This is a genomic window from Pseudomonas sp. GM78, assembly GCF_000282475.1.
Taxonomy (GTDB): Bacteria; Pseudomonadota; Gammaproteobacteria; order Pseudomonadales; family Pseudomonadaceae; genus Aquipseudomonas.
This window is the reverse complement of the sequence record NZ_AKJF01000125.1, coordinates 38,676-52,145: the sequence shown is the minus strand read 5'-3', so window position 1 is coordinate 52,145 and position 13,470 is coordinate 38,676. Positions and strand designations below refer to the sequence as shown.

Here is a 13,470-nt window from a genome sequence, read left to right as displayed (position 1 = left end):
AACTTCGTACACCTTCACCTTAGAGCCCGCGTCACGCTTGGTTTAGATCCATTTAGTATGGTGTTCTCACCAAATCCTATTAAAAAGGCATGAGGCCTATTGCCAGCTTCTTGGGCGGCCTTTTGCTAGACACCTGCGTGTCCTGAACCGGTTCACCGACTGCTGGATGACCGTCCGTCTGAGCGTGAGCGTCAATGCCCTTGAGCGCTGCGGTCATTGAATCCCCGGCCGCTCGGAATAAGGTGGAGGCTCTTTGCACGATCAAAAGATCGCAGCCTTCGGCAGCTCCTACAGTCAGGTTCGAGGACGTCATGACCCAAGCTTTGATTTTCGACGCGTTACGCACGCCCCGGGGCAAAGGCAAGGCCAACGGTGCCTTGCACAGCGTCAAGCCGGTGAGCCTGGTGGCCGGCTTGCTCACGGCGCTGCAACAGCGAACCGACCTTGATACCAGCCAGGTCGATGACGTGGTGCTCGGTTGCGTGACGCCCATCGGCGATCAAGGCTCCGACATTGCCAAGACCGCGGTCCAGGTGGCGGAGTGGGACGTCAGCGTGGCCGGTGTGCAGATCAATCGGTTCTGCGCCTCGGGGCTGGAGGCGGTGAACCTGGGGGCGATGAAAGTCCGTTCCGGTTTCGAGGACCTGGTGGTGGTCGGCGGCGTCGAGTCAATGTCGCGCGTCCCTATGGGTAGCGACGGCGGGGCCTGGGCGCTGGACCCGCAAACCAACCTGCACGGCCATTTCATTCCACAGGGCGTGAGCGCCGATCTGATCGCCACGCTTGAAGGTTTCAGCCGCCACGATGTCGATGCCTACGCCTTGCACTCGCAACAAAAAGCCGCACGGGCGCGGGCCGACGGGTCGTTCAAACGCTCATTGGTGCCGGTGCAGGACCAGAACGGCATCATCCTGCTCGATCATGACGAGTTCATCCGCGCCGAATCGACTCTGGAAGGCCTTGGCAAGCTCAAGCCGAGTTTCGAAATGATCGGGCAAATGGGTTTTGACGCCACTGCGCTGCGGGTCTTCAGCCAGGTGGAGCGGATCAATCATGTGCACACCCCCGGCAACAGTTCCGGGATCGTCGACGGCGCGGCGTTGATGTTGATCGGCTCCGAGGCCAAGGGCCGGGCGCTGGGCTTGCAGCCACGGGCGCGGATCGTCGCCACGGCAGTCACCAGCACCGACCCGACCCTGATGCTCACCGGCCCCGCGCCGGCCACCCGCAAGGCGTTGGCCAGGGCCGGGCTGCGGGTCGAAGACATTGATCTGTTCGAGGTCAACGAGGCGTTTGCCTCGGTGGTGTTGAAGTTCGTCAGGGACATGGCCGTCGACCCTGGCAAGGTCAATGTCAACGGCGGCTCCATTGCCATGGGCCACCCGTTGGGCGCCACAGGCTGCGCCATTCTCGGCACGCTGCTTGATGAACTGGAGAGCCGGAGCCTGCGCTATGGCCTGGCGACTTTGTGTGTCGGCGGCGGCATGGGCATTGCCACCATCATTGAACGCCTCTGAGCCCCGTCTTCAAGGAACCTGTTTATGAGCCAAGCCATTCGCTACGAAAAAGGCCAGGACCGGATCGTCGTCCTGACCATCGACCTGCCGGGCCAGAGCGCCAACACCATGAATGCGCTGTACCGCGAGGCCATGGCCGACTGTGTCGCCCGTCTGCAGGCCGACAAGGACAGCATCGCTGGCGTGATCATCACCTCGGCCAAGAAAACCTTCTTTGCCGGCGGCGACCTTAATGAGCTGATCAAAGTTGAAAAGCCCCAGGCCAAGGCTTTCTACGACATGGTGCTGAGCCTCAAGGGCCAACTGCGCACCCTGGAAACCCTCGGCAAACCCGTGGTCGCCGCGATCAATGGCGCGGCGTTGGGCGGTGGCTGGGAAATCTGCCTGGCCTGCCAATACCGCATTGCGCTGGACGATACCTCCGTGCAGCTCGGCCTGCCGGAAGTGAGCCTCGGCTTGCTGCCGGGTGGCGGCGGGGTGGTGCGCATGGTACGCATGCTGGGCATTGAAAAAGCCCTGCCGTACCTGCTCGAAGGCAAGAAAATCCGCCCGCAGCAGGCCTTGCAGGCGGGTTTGATCGATGACCTGGCGACCGATCGCGAGGCGCTGCTGAGCAAGGCGCGCACCTGGATTTTGGCCAACCCGACGGCGGTTCAGCGTTGGGACGTGAAGGGCTATCAGATTCCCGGTGGCACGCCGTCGAACCCGAAAGTCGCGCAGATGCTGGCGATTGCGCCGTCGATCCTGCGCAGTAAAACCCAGGGCACACTGCCCGCGCCGGAGAAAATCCTGTGTGCCGCGGTGGAGGGCGCCCAGGTGGATTTCGACACCGCGCACCTGATCGAAACCCGTTACTTCACGGAGCTGGTCACCGGCCAGGTCTCGAAAAACCTGATCGGCACCTTCTGGTTTCAGCTCAATCAGATCAATGCCGGAGGTTCGCGTCCCGAAGGCTTCGCACCTTACGTGACGAAAAAAGTCGGCGTACTTGGCGCCGGGATGATGGGGGCGGGCATCGCTTTTGTCAGCGCCTCTGCCGGTATCGATGTGGTGCTCAAAGACGTCAACCTGGCGGCGGCCGAGAAGGGCAAGGCGCACTCGGCGGCGTTGCTGGACAAGAAAGTGGCGCGCCGGCAGATCAGCATCGAGCAACGTGAAGCCGTGCTGGCGCGCATCCATACCACGGACAACGATGCCGATCTGGCGGGCTGCGATCTGATCATCGAAGCGGTATTCGAGGACCGCGAGTTGAAGGCCAGGGTCTCCTCGGCCGCGCAAAAAGTGGTGGGCGCCGATGCAGTGATCGCCTCCAACACCTCGACCCTGCCGATCAGTGGCCTGGCCACGGCGGTGCCAGACCCGGGCAAGTTCATCGGACTGCATTTCTTCAGCCCCGTGGAAAAAATGCCGTTGGTGGAAATCATCAAGGGCGCCAGCACCAGCGACGAAACCCTGGCCCGCGGGTTCGATTTCGTCCTGCAAATCCGCAAAACCCCGATAGTGGTCAACGACAGTCGGGGTTTCTTCACGTCCCGGGTGTTCGGCACGTTCACCAATGAAGGCATTGCCATGCTGGGTGAAGGCGTCTGCGCGGCGATGATCGAGACCGAGGCGCGCAAGGCCGGCATGCCGGTCGGGCCTCTGGCGATCTCCGACGAAGTTTCCCTGAGCCTCATGAGCCATATCCGCCAGCAAACCGCCAAGGACTTGCAGGCAGAAGGCAAGGCGCTGGTCGAGCACCCGGCGTACGCCGTGATTGACTTGCTGCTGAGCGAATACAAGCGTGCGGGAAAGGCCGCTGGGGGTGGTTTCTATGAATACCCGGCGGGTGGGCAAAAACACTTATGGCCGGAACTGAAAACCCGCTTGGAAAAGGCTGACGGGCAGATTTCGCCAAAGGATGTACGCGATCGCCTGCTGTTCGTGCAAGCCATCGAAACCGTGCTCTGTGTGGAGGAGGGCGTGCTGACGTCGACGGCGGATGCCAACGTCGGTTCGATCTTCGGCATCGGCTTCGCTGCCTGGACCGGCGGTGCACTGCAGTTCATCAATCAATACGGGGTCAAGGACTTCGTCGCCCGCGCCCAGTACCTGGCCGGGCAATACGGCGAGCGCTTTGCACCGCCGGCCCTGCTGCTGGAAAAAGCCGCCAAGGGCGAGGCGTTTTAGGGATCGGTGACACACTGCGGGGCTTGCCTTGTCACGGTGTTTCAAGGCAGGCTCTGGGGTGTGCATTATTCCCATCACGTGTCAGGTATTTTTTATGTCGTTACGCATCTGCATTCTGGAAACCGACATCCTGCGTCCGGAGTTGGTTGACCAATATCAGGGCTACGGGCAGATGTTCAAACACCTGTTTTCGCAGCAACCCATCGCCGCCGAATTCACCGTCTACAACGTGATGCAGGGCGAGTATCCCAGCGATGACCTGACGTTCGACGCCTACCTGGTGACCGGCAGCAAGGCCGACTCCTTCGGCACCGACCCGTGGATCGAAACGCTCAAGACCTACTTGCTCAAGCGCTACGAGCGCGGCGACAAGCTGCTGGGCGTGTGCTTCGGCCATCAGTTGCTGGCGCTGCTGCTGGGTGGCAAAAGCGAACGGGCGACGCAAGGCTGGGGCGTTGGCACCCATAAATACAAACTCGCCGCCAAGGCGCCATGGATGAGCCCGGTGAAGGAAGAGCTGACCCTGTTGATCAGCCACCAGGACCAGGTCACCTCGCTACCGGAAAACGCCACGGTGATCGCCTCCAGCGATTTCTGCCCGTTTGCCGCCTACCACATCAACGATCAGGTGCTGTGCTTCCAGGGGCACCCGGAATTCATCCACGACTATTCCCGGGCCTTGCTGGAGATTCGCCAGCAGGCGCTGGGCGAGCAGGTGTATTCGAAAGGCATCGCGAGCCTGGAAGGTGAACATCACGGCACCACGGTTGCCGAGTGGATGATGCGGTTCGTGGCGCACAAACCCGAAACCGTTTAAAAGCTTCGCCGGCAAGCCGGCTCCTACAGGGAATCGCGTCCTTTGTAGGAGCTGGCTTGCCAGCGAATCTCACAGACGACTCGGTTTATCCTACAGCCACCCCGACTTCTTGAAGCTCGCCCACAACCCCACGCACCCCACCGTGATAAACGCCAGAACCCCGAAATACCCGTAATGCCAGGTCAACTCCGGCATGTTCTGGAAGTTCATCCCGTAAATCCCCGCCACCGCCGTCGGGAACGCCAGGATCGCCGCCCACGCGGCAAACTTGCGCTGCACCACGCTCTGGCGTGACGCCTCCAGCAACACCCCGACCTCGATGGTCTGGCTGGCGATATCGGCCAGGGTCGTCAGGTCTTCCATCTGCCGCGTCACGTGAATCTGCACATCGCGAAAGTACGGGCGCATGTTCTTGTCGATGAAGGGGAAACTCAGCTTTTGCAGTTCCTCGCCAATCTCCACCATCGGTGCCGCGAACCGGCGCAAGCGCAATACATCACGGCGCAGGCTGTGAAGTTTTTGAATGTCGCGCTCGTTCAGCGAGCTGCACATGACGTTGCGTTCCAGCTCATCGATTTGCGCGTGAATGGCTTCGCCCATCGGCTGGTAGTTTTCAATGACGAAATCGAGGATGGCATAGAGTACGAAATCTTCCCCATGCTCCAGCAACAACGGACGCGCCTCACATCGCTGGCGGACATGAGCGTAGGACGCCGAATGGCCGTTGCGCGCGGTGATGATGTAGCCATTGCCGGCAAATATATGGGTCTCGATGAACTTGAGTTTGCCCTCTTCCATGATGGGCGAATACGTGACGATGAACAGCGCATCGCCAAAGGTTTCCAGCTTCGGGCGGCTGTGTTTTTCCAGGGCGTCTTCAATGGCCAGTTCATGCAGGTTGAACTGGCGTTGCAGGTTGTACAGTTCCTCGGCGCTCGGCTCTTCAAGGCCGATCCAGACAAAGTGACCAGGTTTGGCAGCCCAGGCCGCGCCTTCGTCGAGGGTGATATTGGTGACTCTCTTACCAGCGCTGTAAACCGCAGCAGCAACAACTCTACCCATGATGTTGATTCACTTCTTCTTGGCAGCGTTCAGCTTAGCCTTGTCTGCTACCGAGAGTCAGTGAAATCTTGTAGGAGCCGGCTTGCCGGCGAAGGCGCCGGCCCAGTCGATGTATTTGTCGACTGGCAGACTGCTTTATTACGCAGCTTGCAACTGCCGATCCATCGAATCGATGCATTCGCGCATCTGCTCGCGACACTGGGCCATCAGCATGGGCATGTCATCCAGGCTCAATCCCGAAGTAGGAATGGCCGGCAAGGAACGGATCAGGATTTTCCCACTGCGCCAGCGGTTCAAGCGCATGTGTTTGACGTAGCTGCTGACACACACCGGTACGATGGGCACCCCGGCCGCGATGGCCATCTGGAAGGCGCCTTTCTTGAACGGCAACAGCTCTTCGCCCAGATTGCGCGTGCCCTCCGGGAATACCCAGATCGAAGTGTCTTCGTTTTGCAGGGTGTGGGTGGTGGTCAACATCGACTGACGCGCCTTCTGCGCATTGCCGCGGTCGATCAACACATTGCCGGCCAGCCAGAACAACTGCCCGAACAATGGCACCCATTTCAGGCTCTTTTTACCGATGCACACGGTACGACGCGGCACTACGTTGCCGAATACAAATAGATCGTAGTTGGACTGGTGGTTGGCGATGATCACGCAACTGTCGGGTTTATCCATCAACGGCCCGACGTCGGCTTTTACCCGCAGACGCAGAATGCACATCGCTGGCCACGCATAGAGGCGTGCGCACAGGCGACTGTTGTCCGGATTGAACGGGCGACACAGGCCAAGCACCACGCCCAGCACACCCGCCACTATAAAGTGCAGGCCCATCAATGACATACGTAAAGCGAAGAGCATTTGCAGGCCCCACCGGGACAAAAGGTGGCGCAGTGTACGGATGTGCACTGTTTTCGGCAATTGCCACTATATAGGTGGGAGATAGGCGATGTTTGAGTGCATGTTTCCGACTGATGGGTCAGACGCGTGCTAGAGCGGCTGTAGGGCTTTTCAGTGCGGCGCATACGAAAAGCCCGACACGACGGTCGGGCTTTTCGTTGCTGCGGGTCGGGGCTTAACCCATATGCTCCTGATCCAGCATGATTGCGTTGTCCAGGGTTTCCAGCAGTGCCTTGCGTACCTTGAGCTTGGTGTTCTTGTGCGCGGTCATGTTGATCTTCTTCAACTGACGCGCCGCCGCCAGTGCTGCACCCTGCAGCTCCTCGGCCGACACCACCACGTCAAGGAAACCGGCATCCACGGCAGACTGCGGATTGAACATTTCACCGTTGATCACCGAGCGGTGGAACGCCGATTTGCGCAGGCGATCACGGGCCAGCTCGATACCGGCGTGGTGCATGGTCATGCCGATCTGTACTTCGTTCAGACCAATGCTGAACGGACCGTCGACACCGATGCGATAGTCGGCGGACAGCAGCAGAAACGCGCCCTTGGCCACGGCGTGGCCAGGGCAGGCCACAATCACCGGGAACGGGTGCGACAACAGGCGACGGGCCAGCGTCGAGCCGGCAGTCACCAGCGCCACGGCTTCTTTAGGGCCGGACGTCATGACCTTCAGATCGTACCCGCCCGACAGAATCCCTGGCTGACCGGTAATGATCACCACCGCGCGATCAGCCACTGCCTGATCCAGCGCAGCGTTGAACGCCGCAATCACGTCCGGAGAGATGGCGTTGACCTTGCCGTTGCTCAAGGTCAGGGTCGCGATACCGTCTTCGAGGTGGTAGGAAATCAACTCACTCATGACGCTAATCCTTTCAGTAAAGTAGGGCAGAAGTTACTCACCGCCACCGGCCAGGTAAAGCGCCGTGACTGACTCGCCAGTCACGCTCCAAGCCTTCGGCAAGCGCCACCCGGCCCGCCAGCTGTGCATCGCCAGCTATATAGAGGGGGATGCCAGGCCGGAGAATGGCCGGTTTGCCATGACCCAGAGCAACCAGAAACAGCTAAGCGAGTTAAGCGCATGAAAATTCTGAAAAAAATGTTTGCCATCAGAAAAGCTTTCGACTACATTAGCGCGCCTCGACAGACAGAACTTGTTTGAAGAGATACGGTGAAGTGTCCGAGTGGCTTAAGGAGCACGCCTGGAAAGTGTGTATACAGGAAACTGTATCGAGAGTTCGAATCTCTCCTTCACCGCCACATTTATACGAAAAAGCCCTGATTATTCAGGGCTTTTTCGTTTCTGCGTTTCGGGAAAAAATTCCAGCCCGCGAGCAGGCTTACCCTGGCATCGCCCAGGACTGCAGCGTGTAGCCTCCCTGGCTCAACTCGGCGCGCACTTCTTGCAACAGGTTTTCCAGTTGCGCCGGGTCCGAATAGGTACTGCTTGGAACCAGTTTGCGACAAATACGCGTGCTGGCCCGGTCCAGGACGGACAGGCTCAGTTCGCCATTACCGTCTTGCGGAGCCCAGGCGACGCATTGAAATGGCTCGAATGCCTGGCCGGCAATCAAGAGTGCTTCGTTGATGCGAAACGGGGTGCTCATGGAGCCTCTCTCCTTGTACCCAAACAAATGATGTGCCGCCGGTTGGGCTTACCGGCGGCTATCTATTGCGTTTGCGTGATTTGATCTTCGCCTGTGCGATCAAGCCGCTGTGTTGCAGGCAGTGTTCCGCTCTGCTCCACAGCGGTCTTTCATTGCTTTACATAGCTGCCTGGTGCCGGCTCCAGAGGCGGGTATTTGTCATTGCCGGTGTGCGCAACCGCGGGTTGGCGCTCGCCGGAGTGTCCCTCCAGCCAGTTGAACCAGTCATTCCACCAGCTACCGGGTTGCTGCTCGGCATTCTTGAACCAGGTCTCCGGGTTTTTGGTGACCCGATTGTTGGTCCAGTAATGACGCTTCTGCTTGGCCGGTGGATTGACGACACCGGCGATGTGCCCTGAAGCGCCCAAAACGAAACGCTTGGGCCCGGAAAGCAGGTGGGTGCTGGCGTAGGCGCTCTTCCACGGCACGATGTGATCGTCATGGGTGGCCAGGATGTAGGCGGGAGCGTCGATTGCACGCAAATCCAGCTTGGTCCCGCAGCACTCCAGCTCGCCTGATTTCAAATCATTCTGCAGGTAGGTGTGGCGCAGGTACCAGCAGTACATCGGCCCTGGAAGGTTGGTGCTGTCGTTGTTCCAGAACAGCAGATCCAGTGGAATCGGCTTCTGCCCCTTGAGGTATTTGTCGACGTTGTAGTTCCACCACAGCTCGTTGGGGCGCAGCAGGGAAAAGGTATTGCCCATGTCCTCGCCACGGAACAGGCCGATGGGGCCGTTCACACCACCAATGGTGCGCTCGCGGTAGGCCACCAGTTCTTCATCGACGAAGATGTCGATCGGGCCGGTATCCAGATAATCCAGGAACGTGGCGAACAGGCTCAGGCTGGCGATCTCGCGGTCGCCACGTGCCGCCAGTACGGCCAGTGCGGTGCTCAACAGGGTGCCGCCGATGCAGAAGCCCACGCAATTGATTCGCTGCTGGCCACTGATCTCGCGGGTGACTTGCAGGGCGTTGATCACCCCGTGCTCGATCAGGTCATCCCAGGTGGTGCCCGCGTGTTCCTGGTCAAAATTGCGCCAGGACACCAGGAAGACGGGATGCCCCTTTTCCAGCAGGTGGCGGACCATCGAGTTGTCCGGGCGCAGATCAAGGATGTAGTACTTGTTGATCGACGGCGGTACGACGAGCACCGGCTGCTTGTACTGGGTTTCGCTTTGCGGGTAGTACTGAATGAGTTGAAAGATGTGATTCTCGAAGACGACTTCGCCGGGGGTATTGGCCAGGTCGACGCCAACCTTGAACGCGCCGCTATCGCACTGGCGCATCTTGCCTTCATTCATGTCACTGGCCAGATGCTGCATCCCTGTTATCAGGCTGGCACCTTGGGTCTCGACCGCACGCTGCAACGCATCAGGGTTACTGGCCAGGAAATTGCTCGGTGCGCTGGCGGCAATGGCTTGCTCCACCAGGTAGCGCAGACGTTGGCGTGCTTTCTTTTCGTCGATCAGCAGCTTGTCGAGCAGTTTCAATAGGAAGCTGGAGTTGAGCAGGTAAAACGCGGCGAGGGAGCCGAACAGTGGTGCGCTCCAGTTGCCGCTGGTAAAACGTCGATCATCGAAACTGAAGGGCTGGCCGGTCAGCAGTTTTTGGCCCAGTTGGGCCCATTCAACCTGGTAGTCCGCTTGAAGGCTGTCCAGGGTTTCGCGAGGTAGATTGAACCAGGTGTCATGGTCATGCCCGGAAAACCAGGGGTTGGTGTTCACCCACAGGCGCAGTTGTTGCACTGCAATAGACGCGATGAACGGGACCTGTCCTGACCAGAAGGTTTTGAATGTATGCGCGTTGTTGTCCATGAATTTCATACCGATGTGCCGGGCAGAAAAAAGCCGCGCTATGCCGGATTGCGGCGTAGCGACGGCAAGGGAGGCGGGCAACGTTGTCTGATGCCAGCCTGATGCGCGGAGCTAGGGGACCAGGCCCGCGCCTTGGCTATTCGGATGCCGTTGGTTAGCGTTCGATAGCCAGGCCGACGCCTTGTCCGCCACCGATGCACAAGGTGGCCAGTCCTTTCTTGCCATCGCGACGGATCAGTTCGTGCACCAGCGACACCAGGATCCGTGCCCCCGACGCGCCGATCGGATGGCCAAGGGCGATCGCGCCGCCGTTGACGTTGACTTTGCTGGTGTCCCAGCCCATCTCTTTGCCAACCGCCAGCGCCTGGGCGGCGAAGGCTTCGTTGGCTTCGATCAGGTCCAGGTCCTCGACGTTCCAGCCGGCCTTTTGCAGGGTCAGGCGTGTCGCCGGGACCGGGCCGATGCCCATGATCGACGGGTCCACACCGGCGCTGGCATAGGCCTTGATCCTGGCCAGTACCGGAAGGCCCAGTGCCTGGGCTTTGGCGGCGCTGGCCAGCAGCAATACGGCCGCACCGTCGTTGAGGGTCGAGGCGTTGCCGGCGGTCACGCTGCCGTCTTTCTGGAAGGCCGGCTTGAGTTTTGCCAAGGCTTGCGCGGTGCTGTCGACACGCGGCTGTTCGTCGGTGTCGAAAGCCAGTGGTTCACCCTTGCGCTGAGGGATCAGGATCGGGGTGATTTCGCTCTGGAAACGCCCGCCCTCGATGGCGGCGGCGGCCTTCTGTTGCGAGGCGGCAGCGAAGGCATCCTGTGCTTCACGGGAGATTTCGTATTTCTGCGCCAGGTTCTCGGCGGTGATGCCCATGTGGTAGTCGTTGAAGGCGTCCCACAGACCATCCTGGATCATGCTGTCCTGCAGTTGCGCATGGCCCATGCGCAGGCCGGTGCGGGCCTTGGGTAGAACATAGGGGGCCAGGCTCATGTTTTCCTGGCCGCCAGCGATGATCAGTTCCGCGTCACCGCAACGGATGGCCTGGACGGCGAGGTGGACCGCCTTGAGGCCGGAACCGCAGACCTTGTTCAAGGTCAGGGCAGGCGTGGTGTGCGGCAAGCCAGCCTTGATCGCGGTCTGGCGTGCCGGGTTTTGCCCGGCACCGGCAGTGAGGACCTGGCCGAGGATCACTTCATCAATTTGCGCAGCTTCGACACCCGACTGCTCCAGCAGGCGGCGAATCACTGCGGCACCCAGTTCGGTCGCGGGAATTGCAGACAAAGCACCCTGGAAACTGCCAATGGCGGTACGAGTAGCGGCAACGATTACGACTTCGTTCATGCATGACCTCATGGAAAAGACAAAATTCGACGAGCAAACCAGGGCATTGATGCCCTGGTCAGGGTTACTGCATGTTCATGCCGCCGTTTACCGAGAAGTCGGCACCGGTGCTGTAGGCGGATTCATCGGACGCCAGCCAGGCCACGATCGAGGCGATCTCTTCCGGCAGGCCAAGGCGGCCCACCGGGATGCCCGAGATCATGCCTTCGAGGATGTCCGGGCGAATGGCCGCGGTCATGGAGGTCTGGATGTAGCCTGGGGAAACTGTATTGACGGTCACGCCCTTGCCGGAGACTTCCCGGGCCAGTGCCATGGTGAAACCATGGATGCCAGCCTTGGCGGCGGAGTAGTTGGTCTGGCCGAACTGGCCACGCTGACCGTTGATCGAGGAGATATTGATGACCCGGCCCCAACCTTTGGAGAGCATGCCTTCAATGACCTGCTTGGTGGTGTTGAACAGGCCTGTCAGGTTGGTCCCGATCACGCTGTTCCAGTCTTCTGGAGTGAGCTTGCGAAAGGACGCATCGCGGGTGATGCCGGCGTTGTTGATCAGCACATCGATCTGGCCGAATTGTTCACGAGCCATCTCGAAAGCCTTGCGGGTGGTCTCCCAATCGGTGACGTCGCCATAGATGAACTCGAACTCATAACCCGCCTCGCGCTGGCTGGCAGCCCAGTCGTTCTTGCGGCTGGAATCAGAACTGCAGCCGACGATTACCTTGAATCCTTCCTTGTACAGACGTTGGCTGATTGCCGTACCAATACCGCCCATACCACCCGTTACCAAAGCAATACGACTACGCGATTCCATACATCTACTCCATTTTGTGCGCTGCAGGAGTGGGGATTGTTGGTTATCGATGGGCTGTGCGGGAAGTGTTTGAAGGTGACGTTCTCCTGTCCTTCGGTGCCACGCGGGGAGGGAGGGGGGTGGCAAAAAGCGAGGAGTACCTATACTGGATCAATACTTAGAACTGAATGGATAGTTAATATTTCTGCAACAGAGTTGAAATATGTTCTACACGTGTCAGCATCGGCTCCGGACAGGACGTTCGGTTCCACTGGTCATTGAGGACGCCATGTATAGGATAAGTTCAGGTTATGCCAGCGTGCTGGCGAATACGTTTTTGGCCCAGGGCCTCGACCTCGCCGCGCTGTGCGAGGAAGCGGGACTGGATGTCGGGTTCGTGAATAAACCAGGAGCATTCTGCGAGCGAAGCGTTATCTATCGTCTTTGGGAGCTGGCGGCCGAGGCGTCGAATGATCCCAATATCGGATTGAAAGCCTACGGGGAGTTCCATCCCAGCAGTTTCCAGATCGTGGGTTACACGATGATGTCCAGTTCGAACCTGAAAAGGGCGCTGGAACGCCTGGTGCGGTTCAGCCCGTTGATCGGTACCGGATTCAGCCTTTTCCTGGTCCAGGAGGAGCAGCATTATCGATTGGCCAGTCTCGATCATCAGCAACATGGCTCGGTCAAACCCCGGCAATACACGGATGCCGCCCTGGCGTCGCTGCTGGGTTTCTGCCGTTGGCTGGCAGGTGGCAAGTCACCGCAACCCTTGAGTGTGGAGTTCACTTATCCCGAGCCTGAAGACACGTCGCAGCATCAGCGGCTTTTTGGTTGTCCGCTGAGTTTCGGCGCGGCCTATGACAGCATCCTGTTCGATGGCCAGGAGCTCCTGACGCCATTGAGCATGGCCAACGAGGCGCTGGCCACGCTGCATGACAGTTTTGCCGTGGCTCAATTGGACCTGTTGTCCGGTTACTCGATCGTTGGCAGGATTCGCGGCCTGGTGACCGAACGCTTGAGCCAGGGGCAAGGCCAAGGGCAATGTGACATGGAGTCGATTGCGGCAGCTCTGAACATCAGCAAGCGCACGCTGCAACGAGGCCTTGAGAAGGACGGCACGCAATTCAAGGATGTGCTCAACGATGTGCGGCGGCAGATGGCCGAATTCTATTTGCGCCACTCTCATTACAACCTCAAGCATGTGACGCACCTGCTCGGCTTTCATGATCACAGCAGCTTCCATAAGGCATGCACCCGCTGGTTTGGCATGACCCCCGGACAATATCGTGCCCATGAGACATTGCCTGTGCTCAAGGACATCGTGCCGGTGCGACCCATGAGCGCTATCGGTCGGTGCGGGGATCACAAGATCCCAGGCTTCTCCAGCGACTACGTCGAACGGATGCACCGCTAATT

The 13,470-nt window shown here is 59.4% G+C and carries 12 protein-coding genes and 1 tRNA gene; 6 read left to right on the top strand and 7 right to left on the bottom strand.

Annotated features, from left to right (window positions below):
• The first annotated feature begins 311 nt into the window (after nucleotides 1-311).
• From PMI35_RS11565 to PMI35_RS11575, 3 genes are all read left to right on the top strand, one after another.
• Nucleotides 312-1,517, top strand: coding sequence for an acetyl-CoA C-acetyltransferase (locus PMI35_RS11565; RefSeq protein ID WP_008061797.1), 1,206 nt, complete (start codon nucleotides 312-314; stop codon nucleotides 1,515-1,517).
• 24 nt (nucleotides 1,518-1,541) lie between these two features.
• Nucleotides 1,542-3,686: a 3-hydroxyacyl-CoA dehydrogenase NAD-binding domain-containing protein gene (locus tag PMI35_RS11570; protein WP_008061795.1), complete on the top strand. Its 2,145-nt coding sequence runs from the start codon at nucleotides 1,542-1,544 to the stop codon at nucleotides 3,684-3,686.
• A 94-nt stretch (nucleotides 3,687-3,780) separates the two neighbouring features.
• Complete coding sequence (locus PMI35_RS11575) at nucleotides 3,781-4,503, top strand: amidotransferase (RefSeq protein ID WP_008061793.1); 723 nt, start codon at nucleotides 3,781-3,783, stop codon at nucleotides 4,501-4,503.
• A gap of 90 nt (nucleotides 4,504-4,593) precedes the next feature.
• On the opposite strand, the gene PMI35_RS11580 is transcribed toward PMI35_RS11575, so the two are convergent.
• The 3 genes from PMI35_RS11580 to PMI35_RS11590 all read right to left on the bottom strand — a co-directional run bounded on the left by PMI35_RS11580 (nucleotide 4,594) and on the right by PMI35_RS11590 (nucleotide 7,330).
• A complete protein-coding gene (locus PMI35_RS11580; RefSeq protein WP_008061792.1) occupies nucleotides 4,594-5,565 on the bottom strand; it encodes a magnesium and cobalt transport protein CorA in 972 nt (323 codons plus the stop codon).
• A gap of 138 nt (nucleotides 5,566-5,703) precedes the next feature.
• Nucleotides 5,704-6,426 (bottom strand): lysophospholipid acyltransferase family protein, encoded by a 723-nt coding sequence (locus PMI35_RS11585; RefSeq protein WP_008061791.1) that lies wholly within the window; start codon nucleotides 6,424-6,426, stop codon nucleotides 5,704-5,706.
• A gap of 214 nt (nucleotides 6,427-6,640) precedes the next feature.
• Nucleotides 6,641-7,330: a crotonase/enoyl-CoA hydratase family protein gene (locus PMI35_RS11590; RefSeq protein ID WP_008061790.1), complete on the bottom strand. Its 690-nt coding sequence runs from the start codon at nucleotides 7,328-7,330 to the stop codon at nucleotides 6,641-6,643.
• A 64-nt stretch (nucleotides 7,331-7,394) separates the two neighbouring features.
• Here PMI35_RS11590 and PMI35_RS34705 point away from each other — a divergent pair, with 64 nt between their 5' ends.
• The gene (locus PMI35_RS34705) at nucleotides 7,395-7,553 is read left to right on the top strand and encodes a hypothetical protein (RefSeq protein ID WP_157295724.1); all 159 of its coding nucleotides are present in this window, start codon (nucleotides 7,395-7,397) and stop codon (nucleotides 7,551-7,553) included.
• 85 nt (nucleotides 7,554-7,638) lie between these two features.
• Nucleotides 7,639-7,728 (top strand) — tRNA-Ser (locus tag PMI35_RS11595).
• An 80-nt stretch (nucleotides 7,729-7,808) separates the two neighbouring features.
• Here the strand turns inward: PMI35_RS11595 and PMI35_RS11600 are convergent.
• From PMI35_RS11600 to phbB, 4 genes are all read right to left on the bottom strand, one after another.
• Complete coding sequence (locus tag PMI35_RS11600) at nucleotides 7,809-8,075, bottom strand: hypothetical protein (protein WP_008061789.1); 267 nt, start codon at nucleotides 8,073-8,075, stop codon at nucleotides 7,809-7,811.
• 149 nt (nucleotides 8,076-8,224) lie between these two features.
• Nucleotides 8,225-9,928 (bottom strand): class I poly(R)-hydroxyalkanoic acid synthase, encoded by a 1,704-nt coding sequence (gene phaC / locus PMI35_RS11605; RefSeq protein WP_032831793.1) that lies wholly within the window; start codon nucleotides 9,926-9,928, stop codon nucleotides 8,225-8,227.
• Nucleotides 9,929-10,082: 154 nt separating this feature from the next.
• Complete coding sequence (locus tag PMI35_RS11610) at nucleotides 10,083-11,261, bottom strand: acetyl-CoA C-acetyltransferase (RefSeq protein ID WP_008061787.1); 1,179 nt, start codon at nucleotides 11,259-11,261, stop codon at nucleotides 10,083-10,085.
• Nucleotides 11,262-11,325: 64 nt separating this feature from the next.
• Nucleotides 11,326-12,072 carry an acetoacetyl-CoA reductase gene (phbB, locus tag PMI35_RS11615; protein ID WP_008061786.1) on the bottom strand — a complete coding sequence of 249 codons (747 nt, stop codon included), beginning with the start codon at nucleotides 12,070-12,072 and terminating at the stop codon, nucleotides 11,326-11,328.
• A gap of 268 nt (nucleotides 12,073-12,340) precedes the next feature.
• Between phbB and PMI35_RS11620 the strand changes: the two genes are divergently transcribed.
• The gene (locus tag PMI35_RS11620; RefSeq protein ID WP_008061785.1) at nucleotides 12,341-13,468 is read left to right on the top strand and encodes an AraC family transcriptional regulator; all 1,128 of its coding nucleotides are present in this window, start codon (nucleotides 12,341-12,343) and stop codon (nucleotides 13,466-13,468) included.
• Nucleotides 13,469-13,470: the final 2 nt, after the last annotated feature.